Below are 16,833 nucleotides of genomic sequence, written 5' to 3'. Positions count from 1 at the left end.
CCAATGTCGGCCCGACGTTAACTACTCGGCGGATTTTACGGTTGAATCGTATCTTGGCGCCAGCGAAGCTTTACTCACGTCTGTGGACTTCCTTGGCGGAATGAAGGATCGATATACGAGGGATGGGTGGGCCCCTTTTTGGGAGTGGGGGCCGCCGTCCGGGAAAGCCGGGCTGGCGGCTACCCTCCCTTCCTTCCGATCATGCGCGATACGGCCATTCTAGTGAACCGAGTTCCGGCGCCGGACAGGTACCCAGCCTCTTTCAGCGCGTCGGCAATCTCGGCCAGCGATCGCCTCCTGCCATTCACCGGGTAGCGATGCAGCTTCTTTGCCAGCGCGATCATTTCTGAGCCGCCCTCAAGCTCGGCATAGTTCCGCCTGCCACCAACCTTTTTGCCGGTCTCGCGGCGCTTGCGCTCACGCGCACCGCGCAGTTTTTCGACCAGCATCGCCTTTTCGAATTCCGACACCGCCCCGAGCACCTGCCGAATCAGCCGAGCGGTCGGAGTATCGGCCACGAAACTGTCAGGGCTGTCGACGGCGATTAGATCGATACCCCGCACCTTCAGCATCCCGTGGCCTGTTTCCTGAACGATGAGGTCGCGGGCAAAGCGGCTTGCTGTCTCCACGAGGATGGTGCGTACGCCGTTGGACAGCAGCCGCTCCAGCATCGAGGAGAAGCCGGGCCGCTCGGTGACGGCATCGGCACCGCTGACGGCGGCATCGTAGTAGCTCTCCACGATCTCGTAACCGGCTGCCTCGGCATATGCGGTGATCGCCTCGCGCTGCCGCCTCTCGCTGTCCTTGTCCGGCCCGACATTAGCCGAACTGGAGGTTCGCAGATAGGCCACAGCCTTTATACTTCCCTTGCCACTCAAGGTATTTCATCCCGCTGACTGTAACATTTCCTTCAGCAAATGATACAAATATGGACAAACAGATGCAACACAAATCGTGCCGGATGTCAGTGAAGGGTGAGATTTTCTTGCTGAGTAAGTTCAACTGGGCTCAGTGACCTCAACCTTTTCGGCGAACGTCTTGCCGTCCGAGGTTCTGCCGACAAGATATCGAACCGACTTACCGCTGCACATCGCTTCCCATACGATGTCAGAAACCGAAGACCTCGACACGTATGTCTCGTTGCCGAATGCATCGGCAAGGAACCCAAACGATGGCTTTCTACCCTTCTCCTTCAGACGGCCCACTGAACCCTCTCCATCAAGGACAGGAAGCAATTTAGTGATACCAAGGGACAGCGCGGATGCTTCTGATCGATCAACTATGCGCTCAATCTTCCTGATTGTCGTTAAGGACGAAAACAAGTGCCCAACCATCGTCATATCGAGGGTATCCGGCGCGATTTTTTCGACGAATTTGCGGTATTGCGCGACTGTCGCGATGATCTCCGGATGCAAGTTCCGCGTCAGCAAATACTCCAAGTTTCGAGTATAAGCTTGGATTTGCAAATCGGTGAGAATAGTGGCTTCCCTAGAACTGCTCGCACCGCGTTCTAAAGCTTCGCCAAGGAGTTTGTTTGCCTGCTCGAACCGATGCGCATAAATGTTCGTGCGCGCAAGTTCCCTGACTACTTCATTGGAATAAGGATCGAGTGCGCGAGCCTTATTAAACGCTTCCTCGGCACCATCGTAGTCGTTGTATGCGCGGAGGAGGAAGCCTCCGAAGAAAAAAAAGATCTGCGGCTGGTCGCCCGCGAGCTCAACCGCCGCTTCGTAGCTGAGCTTGGCTTTGGTGTAGTCCGACTGACGAAAATAAACGAAAGCTTCAGCTCGATAGACCTCGAAATAATCCGGGTTGGATATCTTCGCGTCTTCAATTAGTTCGATGGCACTCCCGAGATGGCCGTCGGTTGCGAAACCGACGGCCCTTCGGAGTTTCTGAACCGCGAGCGCTTCTGAGGGGGAACGGACCGTGAAGGAGCGCATTCCGTAACGATCTCGATATGCCGCTCCCTGTTCGGACTGAAACGTTGATGAGACGGATTTGTATCTAGAGATAATCATATGACTGTCCTGAGCGCTCAAATTGAGGACGCGGATAATATATGAGCGCGCGAACGGAAGGATTTGGTAACAGGTTTCGTATTTGTACTCCGCAGCTCGCTGAATGAGCGAGTACTTCAATAGCTCGGCGATCCCTGATTCGATCAATATAGCGCTCAGGGAAGCCACATGTTGGATAACCGCCTGCGATGCAGCTCGTGGAAGCGATGCGAGGACAGAGAGGACACTGCGCGCATTAGCTGATAAAGCGTCGTAGATATTCTCCATGCAGAATCGAAGAGCTATTTCCGGATTCTTGACTATAGCATGTGGTGCCATGCCGGTAAGCACGCCAAGGCAGAACCACTTTATCAGCAATGGTTTATTCCCGAGGCGGGCCGCAAAGTGCTTAAGGTCCTCGTTGCCGAAACCTTTCAAGCCGCTCACGCCGTAGATATTGATCAGGCTTCGCAAATAGCTCAGACCTTCGGCTTCCGAAAATGCGCCGACTTGAACAGTCAGATCAGCGCCAAGCGGAATCCGCGACGTGAAGACTATCTTGCTTTCGCCCGGAACATCAGACGCGAAAGACGTGATCGATTCGTCCAAAACTGTTTCCAAATTGTCTATTGCCAACAGAATTTTATTGTTCTCCAGCAGGGCTCGAACACGGTCGATCGGTTCTTTCGCGCCCGGTTCAAATACGGCCGCAACTTCGGTAAACAGCGCGAGTGAAGTGGTGATAGCGTTTTCAATGCGCTCAATTTCGCCGACTGTCAGCCGGGAAGATTTCGCCGAAACCCAGACGATCGCATCGAAGGGGTGATCGTTCGAATTAACCAAACCATATAACGTTTGGAGGGTGATCGCCGTTTTTCCGTTGCCGCCGTCTCCTAAAACCGTGACGACTGGGTGTCTGCTCAAAATCTTCTTCTTGAGTTCGGCCTCCAACTGCGGGCGAGGGAAAAAGCCGGTATCGTCATAATCAGGAATCGGAAGGTTGTGAAATATCTGGGAACCGTCGGTGGTCTCGATGAATGAAATAGCGAGATTAACAACCGACTCTGGATCTTTGTTGTATTTAGTGAAGGAGGTAGCGAGCGTCGGCCAATAGGATGGGCTTTTCACCAAGTCGCTCGCGAGGGCGAACGATCTCGAGTATTCCTCGATCGTCAGTGGCCGCCCGTGCATGACGGCGTTACGGACGGCAATGCAGGCGTTGAACGCCGCATGCTTGGCCAGATAGTGCTTGCGTTCGGAGTCAGATAAAAATGCCTTGTGGCGCAAAAGAACGGCGTATTTGTCCCCAATATCAAGGCGATGCAAGAGATCGAAGTCCGTTAGATCTTCTTTTGGCAGATCGCTGTCTTTCAGACGCGTGATCGTTCTCTCGCGCTCGTCGGCCGTAAGTACCGCGTCCTTTCCCTGTAGTATCGAACGGAGGCGAAGAACAAGATCCTGCTCTATTGAGTCGAAGAAAACGAAGAGCGCGATACGCTGATAGCTAGCCAAGTGATCCCCCTAGTCTGATTCCCGCAGAGTAAACGAGATAGGCCGCAAGTTGCAAATCCGATTTCTGCAATCGCCTCAATCGGGTAGGGAAATGCAAAAGAAAATAAGATCGCGGCACTACATCCGTCCGTCCAAAAAGGGCTCACCTCCTTAAGGGTACGAAATGGCGATCCGCGCGATTTAGCTGTGGAATATTTGAAGGGCTAGCTATGGCCCTACGCAATGATCGCCTTGCGTCGATGGTTTACAGCTGTCAACAACTCAACTGAGACGCTTACATGCAGGCGGATGCTTTGCGGATATCAGTGAAGGGTGCGATTTTCGCAGCCGCTAAGCGCGATGCGCCAGATCAGTTCCAGCGCCTCTTTGGCCGCAACCATATCGCCATGCTTCGTCGCGTCGGCGGCCACTGATCTTAGCTCGGAGATAAGCCAAGCCCTCGTGATGGGCGGATGGTTTCGCGGCTCGCTGCTCATCACTCCGCCTCATCCAAATCCAGCCATCCGATGGGCTTGGTGGTGTCGCCGATCACAGTCGCGTTGGAAACGGGGTTCTCAAGGGGGTGGCCATTCAATCGCTTCGCCGCCGCCCTCCGCCTGCCCGCACCGGTCAAAGCGGGTTTCGGTCCTCGCCCAGTGGAGAATTGCGCTTGCCATTCCGCCTCAGTCAATTCGAGCACCTTGGTCGGTAGCGGTGCAGGCTTATGCATGACCTCAAGTTGCTTTGGCGCTTCAAGTCCAAGCAGTCGCGCTTGGGCAGCAATGGCACTGACCATCGCTGCTGGATTTCCGCATTGTCTTGCAAAAACAATGACCTCATCGAGGTCGCTAACCAGACTTTCGACCGTTTTCAATGTCCGTTTTGCCGCCGCTCCCTTCAGTTCTGCAATGCGATTTGCCACCTTGACGTTTCTTAACAGGCGAGAGGCAGCCGCTTCCGCGTTATTGCCGGTCGTATGATAGACCGCACCGTAGGCCCGTGACGCGGCTTCTCCCCGGCTGATGAGGCGGCAAAAACCTTCGTGGCGTTGGTTCGAAAGCGGTGGCATCGGGTAAGGATACGCGATTGAGGCAAGCTCGCCAACAATGGGCGGGCTGTCCACATCATCACCCTCCTGTCCGGTAATGTAAGTAGGTGCAAAGGGAGCACAGCTGAAAACACCTCTTCCCTTTATTTTTCTTATTAAAATTAACTTCTATTATTTTTTACCGGACACCCCCCGATTTCGTGATCAGCGCAAAGCCGACGCGGTTCAGCCGTTTGCCGATCCAGTATCCATCGCTGCCGTCGGCTAGCTCTCTTGAGGTCAGAAGGCCGAGGATGAGCAGGGCATGAAACCATCGTCTCACAGTGTTGCGCGGCCTGCCTAGGCGCTTTGCGCTGGCAGTGATATTGGTCCCCGGATTAGCTTCCACATCAATCAGGACCGAGAGCCGCGACGGCGGCGCGGTGTCATGACCGCAGCGGGCAACCAGTTTCATCGCGTCCTCACGGCTCATACCGATGGCAAGCGCGCCTTTGAACAGTTGCGCCAGCTGCTTGGCGAACCGCGTCGGCGCTTCCGGCAGATGCGCGTCGACGATATCGCCGCGATAATCGACAACGACGGCGGTGCGGATAAATGTGACGGCATCGGCAATAGCGACGAGCGTCCGCATCTCCGCGTCGGCAAGGCTGATATCCGCATAGTCAGCGGCATCGACGACAGCCTTGACAGCCCTCGCCATTTCGTCGCGCATGTGGGTTTCATAGCTGCCGTTCATAATCGCCTGCAGGCCAGTCTCGCTCCGGTAATCGTTGCTGTCGAAGCGCATCAGCGCGAAGCGGTCGCCCATCATGGCGATGACCCCGTGATGCTCGTCCCACGCTGAGGTGACGGCTCCAATCACAGTGACGCGGCCTTCCCAGTCGAGCGTCTGGCCCCCGTCCGTCCCGACGTTGCGGGTCCATTTTCCGTCATGGATTTCCCGCAATGCCGCCAGCATCGGCGCACGGGCGACGGATGGCATCGACAGGATCGTGGTCACATCCTTGATAACGACCACGCCGCTGTCGCCTATTTTGCGCAGGAGCCCTCCGGTTGCTGTTCTGGCATGGCTCTTTTTTGGCGAGGCGCTGAGCAGCGCGCCCTCGGATGCGATGGTGCTTTCGATATGGACGCCGGTTTCGCGAAGCGATGTTACGCTCTCCGTCTTCGCCGCGCCGGAACCGGAAACGACGAGCAGCCAGAGCGGAATACCGGCCAGATCGTGGCTGACCCTAGCGGCGACGATCGCGTGGAGAATAGCCGTGTCATAGCTGTCGGAAAGCCACTTTCGAAATACCGCCTGTGCTTCGTCCAGCGCGGTTCGGCGCTTCAGCCAAGCCGCGTCGAAAAGCTTCCGAACCTCGTCCTCGCCACCGGCGCGCAGATGGTCGTTGATATCCATCAAACGGCCTCCAGTATTGCGACTTCGCGGCGCTGCCGGTGCATCAGCCGTTGCAGTTTAAGGCTGCCCATTCGCCCGGCGTCGTCGTCATCTTTGACGATCGTCACCAGACGCGCCCAGAGCGGAACATGGGCAGCAAGCCCCGGCAGCCGCCCGGCCGAACCGGCGGCCCATGACGGCAACCCTGTCGCCTGATGCAGCGAAAGCGCTTCCTCGACACCCTCGGCTATGACGAGATGATCGCAGCCTTCAGGCATGGCACATACGAGCGGATAACCCGCCGAACCGGGACCGAGCATCTTCTTTTCGATCTTCATCCCGTCAGCCTTGAGTGTCGTCAGATGCAGCCCCTTGATCGTTCCTGTCGCCGGGTCCTCGAAGGGCAGCATCGCGGCTCCGGGAAACCGGCAGGAGGGCGGCAGCCAGAGCAGGCTTGACGGCAATGGGCAGGCGATGCCGCGATGTCTGCGGAAATAGGTTTCGGCGGGGGTGCCTGCGACCGGTCGTCCGCGCGACCACAGCCGCATGGCGAGTTGCCGCTTGCGTTCCTTTTCGGCCTCATCGCCTGCTTTTGCCTCAGCCTGTCTCCTTTTCATGGCCGCCCACTCGGCAGGAGCGAGGGTCCTTGCCTCACCCGACGTGACGAAACCGGAAGCGCCGCACCTCGCGCATGCATAGCTGATCGCGCGATCCGACAGCCGCCAGAGCCGCAGGACCTTGCGGGCCTGCCCGTGCGGCGAACAACCGGTCATGCATTCCGGGCACTGGCAATCGGCAAGCGGGCGGCCATCGAGGATCGAGGCGAGACGATGAAACTCAATCATCGTCCGCCCTCCGCGCTATGTGGGTGTCGATCATGCGCCAAAGCTCATCAATATCGTGGTGCGCAAGGTCGCGCTGGGCGCGGATGGTCTGATAATGCGGACAGCAGCGGCAGGCGATTGGCGGCTTTGGCTGCCGAACCGATTTGAGTGCCTTGAAACTGCGAACAAGCTGATGGCGTGGGGTATGGATTTTGCGATTGCAAGTCATCGTGGAGCACCTTTCGGACTGCCACGTTGCGCTTCATAGGGGCGTGGACTATGCTCCGGCCATCGGGGTCATTTACCGGAAGCATGAGAGCCCGCCACATGTCGTCGCAAACGTGGGCGGGTTTTTCATGCGGTTTCGATGTCGGTTTGCGTGGACGGCTCTTCGTCGACTATCTCGCCCGATTGACGGCGGATTTCGTCGACATGGATACGGCGTCCAAGCGGGGTATCGACCGTCTTCAGCGTGCCTTCCTTTGCCTGCCGGAACAATGTCGACACGTGGCGTCCAAGAATACGGCTGGCTGCCGCGAAACTGTAAATTCTCTGCGCCGGGTAGTTTGAGAAAGTTCGGCCAGTCATGATCGCCTCCGAAATAAGACGATCACCGATGATATGCATTTATTAACGGCGGTCTTTCTCCCTTTTGTCCCTTCTGCTCACGAGCAGAGCGACCAAAATTATTGTGAGATGTTGGCGGAGCGGTGTCGGTGCGTTTGGCTGACGATCTACGCCTAGACATCATCCGCTATTTCGCGCTGATGATTTGCAAACCACGTGGCGTCATCGCTGATCTTCTCGCGCTGTTTCAACCAGATTTCCTTGACCTGCCGGTCTGATAAGACCCGCTCACGTTTGTTTTTGCTGGCCGGGCGAACGAAGCGCTTCTGTGTTGCGACTTCGTGAAATGCCGTCTTCTGGCTCTTCCCGTCTTTGAGAAGTGCGTTGACGGCATGTGCTATTTCAATGTCGCGTGCGGGGTTCGCGTGATCTCTCCACCCAAGCGTGAGACTAGCGCGAACCGGCGTATCAGCAGCCGGGTCGAACATATCAGCAAGGGCTTGGCACACTGCATCGTCGGAGCTTCTAAGTTTTTCGACGAGGAAACAACGAAGCTGCTCGACCCCTTCATTTCTTGCGATGGCTTCCATGAACGCCAATGCCAGCGGTTTGTTACGGAAAGTGGGTTTATCATCATTCACGCGCTGCACCTCGCGCCGCACCTTGATGGCGCAGGGAAACCTGCTGTCGGAAATCTTCTCATGCTGACGCACGATCATCAACCGCGCGCCGCCTGCGTTCCTCGATTTTGACAACTTTCACCATGTCGCTATTGAGGTAATTCGCCCACGCTTCCATCAGCTTACGGCGCTTGGCCAGCGCGGTTTTGCGGCGATAGGCTTTTTCGGCCTCATCGCCAACGGCATGCGCCAACGCGGCTTCTGCCACCTCGCGCGCAAAATTGGTCTCATCGCCAACCCAGTCGCGGAACGAGGAGCGAAAACCATGGATCGTTGCGGCATCCTTTATCTTCAAGCGCCGGAGCAGCATTTCCAACGAACTGCCGCTGATAGGGTGGGCCTTTGGCTTTTTGCGGTTGGCGGCCATGGTCGCGTTCTGCCCCGGAAACACGAAGTCGTTCGCTTCCTCTTTCATCGACGCCATAAGTTTCAGGATTTCCAGCGCGCGCGGCGACAACGGCACTTCATGAGGGCGTCCCGCCTTCATGCGCTCAGCGGGAACGGTCCAAAGCTCCTGCTTGAAATCGATCTCTTCCCATCGTGCGCCGACCGCCTCTCCTGAACGGGCGGCAGTGAGAATAAGGAATTCCAGCGCCCGAGGCGCTATGCCGACTGATGCCCTCAAGGCCGAAACAAAGGCAGGCATAGCCTCATAGGTCATTGCCCTGTGATGGCCGCGCGTCAGCTTCATGCGTTTCGGCAGGATAGCATCTAGCCCATTCTTCCACTGCGCCGGGTTCTTGCCTTCCGGCCGCCAGCGTTGCGCCTCCGCGAAGGCGAGCACACGCTCGATGCGTCCCCTGAGACGCGAGGCGGTTTCCGCCTTTGTCTGCCACACCGGCTTCAACACCTTGACCACTTCGGCGGTGCCGATCTCGTCTACCTTTTTGTCGAGGATGACGGCGCAATAAGCCTCTCCAAGGGTCATGCTCCATTGGGCGCGATGCTTGGGGTTTTTCCACGACGCAAGCCTTTGCGCATCGAGGAAGCGTTCGACCGCTACCCGGAACGTCGGCGTGGTCTCTTTGCACCTTTCGGCCAGTGGATTGAGCCCTTTGGCGATCTGCTGGCGACACTCGGTCGCCTTGTCGCGCGCATCGGCCAGCGAAACGGCGGGATAGGCACCGAGCCCCATGACGGTGCGCTTGCCACCGTCCTTCCACATGAAAATCCATGACCGGCTGCCGCTCTCGGAAACCTGCAGGTAGAGGCCCGCGCCGTCGCCATGCCGCCCGGGTCTTGTTTCATTCCTGACCCCCGTCGCCGAGAGCTTGTTCGTATTTCGTGGCATTTCACTTGCACCTTTACTTGCACCTTCGCGGTGCAATCATATGCTATTGTCTGCTATGATGTAATGGTGCTCATATACAAAAATGCCCGCAAATGCAGGGTTTTTGCTATGGTTTGAGATGGTCTGCAACGACAGTTCAGCGGTCTCCCTGTCCGCCATTCTATCAATGTCCATACCAGTGATATGCCTGCCGTGAAGTGCGGCGCGCATGCGCACGCCGCACTTAGCCAGCTTAGAGCGCCGCCTTGATCTTCTCGGCCGCCGCGGGCGATACCCATTTCGCCCAGATCTCCGCGTTCTCCTTGAGGAAGTGCTTCGCACCTTCTTCGCCGCTCGCCTGATTGTCGGTCATCCAGGCCATAAGTTTGCTGACAGTATCATTGCTCCAGGAGCGCTTACTCAGATAGTCCATGACCTCAGGACCGGCCCTTCCGGAGAATGGTTTGGATACCAACGTTACGATTGTGTCGACCGGCCACGCGCTTGGTTTCGGGTCGGGGCAATCGGCGACGGTAATGCAACGCTTCCACTCGGTGGAATTAAGGGGCACGCCCGCCTCAAGCTTGACCATCGGATACTTTCCAATGAGCGAAGTCGGCGCCCAGTAGTAACCGACCCAGCCTTCCTTGCGCTCGTACGCCTTGGCAATCGAGCCGTCCAGGCCGGCTGCGGAGCCGGTGTCGACCAGCGTGAAACCTGCTTTCGCGGCACCAAAGGCCTTATAGTATTGCGCAGTGACGACCGTGCCGCCCCAGCTTTGCGGGCCGTTGAAAACGGCACCTTTCTTGGAGTCCTCCGGGTCGGGAAAGAGCTCAGGATGTTTCAAAACGTCCGGAATAGTCTTGATGTCCGGATGGGCGTCGGCGAAGTACTTAGGAATCCACCAGCCTTGGACGCCACCATCTGGAAGCGGCGAGCCGACCTTGATAATGCGGCCTTCGTCCGTTCCTTTTTTGACGACGTCGGGGAGCAGATCGATCCAGGCCTCGGGTGCGATATCCGGTTGGCCTTTTTCCGCCATGGAGGTGATGGTTGGAACCGTGTCGCCGACGGTGATCTCGGCGTTGCAACCATAGCCTTCGTTGAGAATGATCTTGTCGAGATTCGACAGAACCTCGGCACTTTGCCAGTTCATGCTGGCGATGGTGACGCTGCCGCATTCCGCGGCGCTTGCAATCGACGCTCCGCCGAAAAGACCGAACATCAGGGATGTGCATGCAATCAGTTTCTTCACTACTGTTCCCTCTTTTTCTTGCGGCGTTCGTTCAAGAGGCAGGGTGCCGCGTTTGCCCGCTCTGAGCCAACGGTAAGAAGCCTGGGTATTTCGCAGAGAACGGTTCCTGGCCGATTACCGTATACGATATTCAGAAATAACGTATACGATCTACCATAAAAGCTCAACCCGTATCTTGAGATCCAACATCGTCTACGATATTCGTGAGTTATGCCGTGGCTGTGGAATAGGTTCGAATGCCGCTGAAATCAGAAATTATTCCAAATCTCGGAGCCGCGCCGACGGCGTCCGACGTCATCCTCAAGTTCATTCGCGAGTCAATTATTGACGGCACTTTGGACGAGGGTGAGCCCATCCGCCAAGATGACGTCGCCCGCATGTTCAATGTCTCAAAAATCCCTGTACGGGAAGCTTTGAAGCGGCTTGAGGCCGAGGGGCTCGTCGCGTTCCAACGGAACAAGGGCGCCATTGTAACGTCTGTTTCCGAACCCGAAATCGTTCAGATCTTCGAAGTTCGCGCAATATTGGAATCCAGCGCAATACGGTTTTCGATCCCGAATATGACCGAGGCAACATTCGAGCGAGCGCAATCCTACTGCGATGCCTTCGCACAAGAAACCGACGTCGCAAGGTGGGCCGAACTCAATTGGCAGTTCCATTCCTGCCTCTACGAGGATGCCGATCGCCCGTATCTATTAAGCATGATCAGATCCGTGAATGATCGAATCGAACGGTATCTGAGGGTCCAGCTTTCCCTCTCCAGTGGGCAGGAAACTGCGGATCGAGAACATAGACAGATCCTGGATTTATGCCGCAAACGTAAGGTCGATGAGGCCGCTGCGCTGGTTCATGCCCACATCATGCGTGCCTGCGAATCTCTCTTGACGCATCGGCCAAAAGCGACTGGTAAATCGTAAAATCGTCATCCCGATCGGACTTCCGCTGACGAGATGATAGTGGAGTTCCGCGAGAGGGCGACGGCCGATCCTAACGAGACGCCTACGTTGAGGAAAAGCGGCAAATCGCCTCAAATACATGACGCGGCATCTTCACCCCGTGCGACGACGATCGAGGGAACGGAATCCCGTCCACACCCGGAATGAACACACCGTGACCCTGCAGGCGGAGTGCTTGCTTATGCGCCCGGCCAACGCGATCATCATCAGCGGGGCCTGGCATAACGGCAATTACCGTTAATCCTACTGCCGGAGATGCGTCACCCGATCTGAAGTCTGCCGTGTCCAACGACCACGGCCCTCCGGACAGGCCGGCGGAGAGCATTTCCACCAGCAATGCTATATTCGCGCCTTTGCGGCCGCCGAAAGGCAATAGGGCCCCGGTAAGTGCCTTGGCGGGATCGCGGGTGTCCGTTCCATTTTCATCGACTGCCCATCCTTCCGGGATCGGCCGGCCCTCAGTAGCTGCAGCCACGATGTTGACGAAGGCCGTAGCACTCGAAGCCTGGTCGATAATCAATGGCAACGAGCGGTCCCCCAGCGGAAATCCAAACGCCATTGGATTTGTGCTGTAGACCGCCGGGCCGCCCGCCTTTGCAACCACCATAGCGTTGGCGTTTGTCGCCGCCAGCCCGACAATTCCTTCTTCCGCAAGCCTGCGAACGTAATAACCCAGCTCTCCCGCGGTGTAGCTGTTGGTTTGGGTGAAGACGGCAACTCCAAAATTTCGCACCGCTTCGACTAAGCCCTGGAATGCGAGGTCGAAACCGAGCTGTGCTATGCCTTTGTCGGCGTCGGAGACAAAGAATGCAGGGAAGGGACGCGCTAAGGTGGGCGTTGGATCGCACTTGATACGCCCCTCACGGAAGCTATTGAGGTAGTCCACCATATGCGGGAAACCGAGCGCGGCGGGACCGTAGAGTGCGGCAGACAATGTCGCGTTCACAAGCGAGCGCGTGCTCGATGTGTTGGCGCCCGCTGCCAGGCATGCTCGTGTCGCCAGTTCTTCGGCTTCCGCTTGAGCGAGTTCTACCTCTTCATTCATGTCAAATGTCCAGTTCTGTTTTGAAGACATTAAGCCTGAAGCTTGGACAACTAGGCCCAGGTATCTCCGACTGTAAATCCCTCGATGAAGGGATCATCATTGTCCAATACAATCGTATTCAGTCCATAAATCCAGCTCGTGCCGGTGACGGTCGGCACGACCGCGCGCTTGTCTGCGATCATTGCCTCTTCGACAAGACGACCGGTGTAAATGTTGCCCAGAATACCTTGATGTCGAAACGCCTGATTCAGCGGCAATTCACCTTTTGCGTGCAGTACGGCCATTTTTGCGCAAGTGCCCGTGCCACAGGGGCAGCGATCAAGCGCTCCGGTCCAGGTGGCCGGATTATCCCAGGAAAAATCGCCCGAGGCCATCGTCACCGCATTTTTCCAATCGGCGTTCGGATCATCGGTCGGCCCGGAAAGTTGCGAAATCGTGATGCCGACGCCGGGATAGTCCGGATGCGCGACCGGCAACTGTTCGATGGCTGCCTGCCTGATCATCGATGAAACGCGCGCAATCTCTCTGCCATGCTCCGGTATCAGTTCAAGACCACGGAACTGACGGACATCCGCAATGACGTAGAACATCCCGCCCCAGCCAACATCGACGGTAATCTTACCAAGATGAGGCACGTCGATGACAGCGTCCAGATGAGCCGCAAATGCGGGTACATTCTTGAACGTGACATTCTTGACCTTGCCGTCTTTGCATTCCGCCTTGACGCGTATCAAACCGGCGGGAGCCTCGAGAACCAGCTCGGTGACGGGTTCTTTCATGGGAAGCATGCCCATTTCCAGCAATACCGTCACCACCGAGATGGTATTGCCTCCAGACATTACGGGATACTCGATCTGCTCCATGATCACATAGCCCGCGTCAGCTTCGGGATGAGTTGGCGGCACGATAATATTGCAGCAGTGCGCCGAGTAGCCGCGAGGCTCACGCAACAGCAGCTTGCGCAACTGATCGTCGTTGCTTTCCAGCCATTTCATCTTCTCGTACACCGAGTTTCCAGGGATATGCGGAATGCCCCCGGTGACAACGCGCATGGGCGTGCCGGCGTGCGTATCAACAGCGTGAATTGTTCTTTTGAACGCCATATCGACTGATTCCTGTGCTTGAGTTTGTTCGTTTGAGCTCGTGGGGAAGAAAGTGCCTGCGTGCGCGATGGGCGCAGGGCACTCCCTTCGTTCCCCAGCACCAACCACGATATCGTATACGATATTCAATACGGATAACGTATACGATCTTCGCTCAAGGTCAAGTGAATATTCTCACTTCGGATCATCCGCATTGCGGACGGCGTCCAGAATTGTGGCAAATGGCGGCATGTCCGATCATTCTTCCTGACTGATCCTCGCCAGCCCTTTGGCGTTTCTCCTCACCGGGATAGTCGAGGGTGTCATAGGCTTGCGACGGTCGCCATGGGGCCGCTCGGCACCATCATGCCTACCGTTGCGGCGGCATTGTTGTTCGTGCGGGGTGCCGGTGTCCTCATGCCGGCCGTTCAGGCCTCGGTTTGGGAAGGACGGTCTGATCCAGGTTCGGCTTTCCTTCACGCTTTTGACCGTCGCGCTTGCGATCGGCTTGCCCCAGTCGCGTCTACGCCAGGCAGATGCCGGGGATCGCTATCTTCTGGAACAGATGCGGGGAAGCAACGGCCGAGGATGGATAGACTGAGATTTTTTTCCTGAATTCCGGATGCGCAAACGCGGCACGAAAATCAGCCATGGTTTCCCAGACGGCGTAGTTGAGATAGGTGGGGCTGTCACCGACCGCGCGGTGGAGCTGGGTCGAAATGAAACCCGGCTGCTGTTTCATGAATGCGGCATCGTCCTGCCAAGCGGTGAGGAAAGTCTCCTCGTCCGCCTTATCGAGCGTGAAAAGATTTACGAGGATGACAGGGGCGGCCTCGACGGCGATCTGACGTTCAATCGGAAATGAGGGGTCCAGTGGACGCATTGGTGACATGGTGCGCTCCGTTCGATATGGTTGTATGATGTCAATATGGTGCACTATAAACGTAGGACAATTGACATGATGATGTCAATTAGATTATAGGATGACAAATGAACGAAACCAAACGAACGCCGGCCGGAATCGCTCTGACCGATCTGATTCTCGACCTATTCAGGCTTCACAGCCGCGTACTCGCCTCCGGCGACAGGCTGGTTGCTCCGCTCGGCCTGACGAGTGCCCGTTGGCAGATCCTCGGCGCTATCAATTCTGCGGACCGGCCGCAGCCGGTCGCATGGCTGGCGCGCGACATGGGAGCCAACCGCCAAAATGTGCAGCGCATCGTCAACGATCTGGAGAGGGAAGGACTCGTTGCTTTCGAGCCCAATCCGCATCATCGGCGGGCGCAGCTCATCGTGATGACGAATAAGGGGAAGCAGACATTCGACGCCGCCATGCGTCTGCAGGCGCCATGGGTCAACGAACTTTCGGATGGCCTTCCGATCGAGGACATCGAAACGATGCGTAGGGTCATGTTGACGCTGCGCGGCAAATTGGAAAGAAACGAAGATGCTGAAGAGCAGGTCTGACCGCTATGGCGCGGTCGCAGTCTCAATTCACTGGCTGAGTGCCATCCCGATCCTCGCCCTGCTCGGCTCCGGCTTCCGGGCCGCAAATGCTATGGATGCGACCAGCAAGGCTGCCCTCCTACGCTTCCATATTCCAGTGGCGATCATCGTTCTGTTCTTGACCATACTTCGCATTGTCTGGTGGTGGCGCCTTGATCGGAAGCCGCTGCCGGCGAAAGGATCGCTTCTCTGGCAGGAGCGCGTCGCAGCCGGGGTTCACATCACCTTCTACGTCGTCATTCTTGGCATGGCTGCCAGCGGCATCGGAATGATGATCGTGAGCGGCGCGGCACCCGCTGTGTTCGGAGCGCCTGGAGCGATGCTGCCGAACTTCGCCAACTATCCGCCCCGGGCACTTCATGGTTTCGGTACCTTTTTGCTTGTGGGGCTGCTGGTGTTTCATGCCGGTGCGGCCCTGTACCACCAAATCATTCGCCGCAATGGCGGGCTTAGGCGCATGTGGTATGTCGGGTGGTCCGGCAATTAGGGATGTGCTGAACCCACTCACAAGATTTGGGAGTTGTGGCGAACTCCCATTCGCGAGGCTTTCGGCCCTATAGCGTCGTTCTCGTCGAAACCGATAGTGCTGATCTTCCTTACTACGAGTTCAATGAAGGCCCTAACCGAGGGCGAAAGGTGCTGGTTGCTGGGATGACGGCATAAAAGCCGCCGACCGGCGTGGTGTAATCTTCGAGAACGCGGCGCAGGCTCCTTTCAGCGGCGAATAGCCGACTTTATGAGCTGTCCCCCCTGCGGGCCGTCAATGGCTTGCGAGCTGCAGCAGTGGCCGGAAGGCCCGACAACTCAGGCAGCGGACCCGGTTTGCCCTCAGCCGCCGTCTTCAAATGCTCGACCAAATCGCGCGCGAAGGGAGACAGCTCCTTGATCGCGCGCATGCAGAGCAAAAGCCGGCGGGTTGCCCAGCCGTCGGTCAGGCGGATAGTTCGGATCGGCATCGATCGGCGGCATCTTTTTGCGGCGGTTTCCGGCACGATTCCGATGCCGACGCCATCGGCTGCCATTCGGCAGATGCCATCGAATGTTCGCATCCGGATACGAAATTTCAGGGGATGGCCGGCGCGGGCCGCGTGCTCGTCGATATGATCCTGCAGAGGGCTCCCGATCGTCAGACCGACGAATTCCTCTCTGACGATCTCCGCAAATGCAAGCGCCTTTGCCATTGCGAGAGGATGATCGGCAGGCACGACGAGGACGAGGCGGTCGACGGCGAAGGGCAGAAGCTGCAAATTGCCGGCGTCGACCGCATCCGAGATAATCCCGATCTCCGCCAGACCGCCCGCCACCGCTTTCACGATCTCGCTGCTCAGCCGTTCATTCAGATCGATGTCGATATGGGGACGGCTTGCGAGATAGGGCGCGAGAGCCTTGGGAAGAAACTCTGTGATGGCGGCCGTATTCGCCAGCAGCCGGATATTGCCCTTCAGTCCCTTGGCATAGACGCCCAACTCGCCCTGCATATGGTCGATCTGCCGAAGGATGATGCGGGCGTGATGGGCAAGAGCCTCGCCGGCTGCCGTCGGCGCGATCCCCCTGCGCCCTCGTTCGAGCAGGCGCAGGCCGCTCAGCTCTTCCATTCCGCGCAGCCGTTCGCTGGCCGAAGGAAGCGTGAGGTTGGCGCGCGCTGCTCCATGGGTGATGCTGCCCGCCTCGACGACGAGCAGGAACAGGCGAAGGTCGGTGAGATCGAAACGCATGGACCGGAAGGCT

Annotated in this window: 17 protein-coding genes; 4 read left to right on the top strand and 13 right to left on the bottom strand. The window is 57.3% G+C overall.

The window, feature by feature from the left end:
• Positions 1–179: 179 nt before the first annotated feature.
• Both QDY28_RS06815 and QDY28_RS06810 read right to left on the bottom strand, forming a co-directional pair.
• The gene (locus tag QDY28_RS06815; RefSeq protein ID WP_331380939.1) at positions 180–878 is read right to left on the bottom strand and encodes a recombinase family protein; all 699 of its coding nucleotides are present in this window, start codon (positions 876–878) and stop codon (positions 180–182) included.
• A gap of 120 nt (positions 879–998) precedes the next feature.
• Complete coding sequence (locus QDY28_RS06810; protein ID WP_331380938.1) at positions 999–3,512, bottom strand: NB-ARC domain-containing protein; 2,514 nt, start codon at positions 3,510–3,512, stop codon at positions 999–1,001.
• 278 nt (positions 3,513–3,790) lie between these two features.
• Here QDY28_RS06810 and QDY28_RS06805 point away from each other — a divergent pair, with 278 nt between their 5' ends.
• Positions 3,791–3,925 carry a hypothetical protein gene (locus QDY28_RS06805; RefSeq protein ID WP_331380937.1) on the top strand — a complete coding sequence of 45 codons (135 nt, stop codon included), beginning with the start codon at positions 3,791–3,793 and terminating at the stop codon, positions 3,923–3,925.
• A gap of 62 nt (positions 3,926–3,987) precedes the next feature.
• On the opposite strand, the gene QDY28_RS06800 is transcribed toward QDY28_RS06805, so the two are convergent.
• The 7 genes from QDY28_RS06800 to QDY28_RS06770 form a co-directional block, all read right to left on the bottom strand.
• Positions 3,988–4,614, bottom strand: coding sequence for a Terminase small subunit (locus QDY28_RS06800; RefSeq protein ID WP_331380936.1), 627 nt, complete (start codon positions 4,612–4,614; stop codon positions 3,988–3,990).
• A 103-nt stretch (positions 4,615–4,717) separates the two neighbouring features.
• Positions 4,718–5,941: an ArsR family transcriptional regulator gene (locus QDY28_RS06795; protein WP_331380935.1), complete on the bottom strand. Its 1,224-nt coding sequence runs from the start codon at positions 5,939–5,941 to the stop codon at positions 4,718–4,720.
• Positions 5,941–6,765, bottom strand: coding sequence for a DUF7146 domain-containing protein (locus QDY28_RS06790; RefSeq protein ID WP_331380934.1), 825 nt, complete (start codon positions 6,763–6,765; stop codon positions 5,941–5,943). Before QDY28_RS06790 ends, QDY28_RS06795 begins: the two co-directional genes overlap by 1 nt.
• A gap of 333 nt (positions 6,766–7,098) precedes the next feature.
• Complete coding sequence (locus QDY28_RS06785) at positions 7,099–7,332, bottom strand: hypothetical protein (RefSeq protein WP_331380933.1); 234 nt, start codon at positions 7,330–7,332, stop codon at positions 7,099–7,101.
• A gap of 152 nt (positions 7,333–7,484) precedes the next feature.
• Positions 7,485–8,030 carry a hypothetical protein gene (locus QDY28_RS06780; RefSeq protein ID WP_331380932.1) on the bottom strand — a complete coding sequence of 182 codons (546 nt, stop codon included), beginning with the start codon at positions 8,028–8,030 and terminating at the stop codon, positions 7,485–7,487.
• On the bottom strand, positions 8,011–9,282 hold the full coding sequence (locus QDY28_RS06775; RefSeq protein WP_331380931.1) for a tyrosine-type recombinase/integrase: 1,272 nt from the start codon (positions 9,280–9,282) through the stop codon (positions 8,011–8,013). The genes QDY28_RS06780 and QDY28_RS06775 overlap by 20 nt, the downstream gene beginning before the upstream one ends.
• Before the next feature lie 232 nt (positions 9,283–9,514).
• Positions 9,515–10,516 carry an ABC transporter substrate-binding protein gene (locus QDY28_RS06770; RefSeq protein WP_331380930.1) on the bottom strand — a complete coding sequence of 334 codons (1,002 nt, stop codon included), beginning with the start codon at positions 10,514–10,516 and terminating at the stop codon, positions 9,515–9,517.
• Positions 10,517–10,752: 236 nt separating this feature from the next.
• Between QDY28_RS06770 and QDY28_RS06765 the strand changes: the two genes are divergently transcribed.
• The gene (locus QDY28_RS06765; protein ID WP_331380929.1) at positions 10,753–11,433 is read left to right on the top strand and encodes a GntR family transcriptional regulator; all 681 of its coding nucleotides are present in this window, start codon (positions 10,753–10,755) and stop codon (positions 11,431–11,433) included.
• An 82-nt stretch (positions 11,434–11,515) separates the two neighbouring features.
• On the opposite strand, the gene QDY28_RS06760 is transcribed toward QDY28_RS06765, so the two are convergent.
• The 3 genes from QDY28_RS06760 to QDY28_RS06750 all read right to left on the bottom strand — a co-directional run bounded on the left by QDY28_RS06760 (position 11,516) and on the right by QDY28_RS06750 (position 14,491).
• Complete coding sequence (locus tag QDY28_RS06760; protein ID WP_331380928.1) at positions 11,516–12,517, bottom strand: Ldh family oxidoreductase; 1,002 nt, start codon at positions 12,515–12,517, stop codon at positions 11,516–11,518.
• 50 nt (positions 12,518–12,567) lie between these two features.
• Complete coding sequence (locus tag QDY28_RS06755; RefSeq protein WP_331380927.1) at positions 12,568–13,620, bottom strand: proline racemase family protein; 1,053 nt, start codon at positions 13,618–13,620, stop codon at positions 12,568–12,570.
• 502 nt (positions 13,621–14,122) lie between these two features.
• Entirely contained in the window at positions 14,123–14,491 is a 369-nt protein-coding gene (locus QDY28_RS06750) for an antibiotic biosynthesis monooxygenase family protein (protein WP_331380926.1), read from the bottom strand.
• 98 nt (positions 14,492–14,589) lie between these two features.
• On the opposite strand from QDY28_RS06750, the gene QDY28_RS06745 reads away from it, so the two are divergent.
• A complete protein-coding gene (locus tag QDY28_RS06745) occupies positions 14,590–15,066 on the top strand; it encodes a MarR family winged helix-turn-helix transcriptional regulator (protein ID WP_331380925.1) in 477 nt (158 codons plus the stop codon).
• Positions 15,047–15,592: a cytochrome b gene (locus tag QDY28_RS06740; RefSeq protein WP_331380924.1), complete on the top strand. Its 546-nt coding sequence runs from the start codon at positions 15,047–15,049 to the stop codon at positions 15,590–15,592. Before QDY28_RS06745 ends, QDY28_RS06740 begins: the two co-directional genes overlap by 20 nt.
• 247 nt (positions 15,593–15,839) lie before the next feature.
• Here QDY28_RS06740 and QDY28_RS06735 read toward each other — a convergent pair whose 3' ends face one another.
• The gene (locus QDY28_RS06735) at positions 15,840–16,820 is read right to left on the bottom strand and encodes a LysR substrate-binding domain-containing protein (RefSeq protein ID WP_331381269.1); all 981 of its coding nucleotides are present in this window, start codon (positions 16,818–16,820) and stop codon (positions 15,840–15,842) included.
• Positions 16,821–16,833: the final 13 nt, after the last annotated feature.

This window comes from Rhizobium sp. BR 362 (genome assembly GCF_036528765.1).
Classification (GTDB): domain Bacteria; phylum Pseudomonadota; class Alphaproteobacteria; order Rhizobiales; family Rhizobiaceae; genus Rhizobium.
The sequence above is the reverse complement of the archived record's forward strand: the minus strand, read 5'-3'. Positions and strand labels throughout refer to the sequence as shown.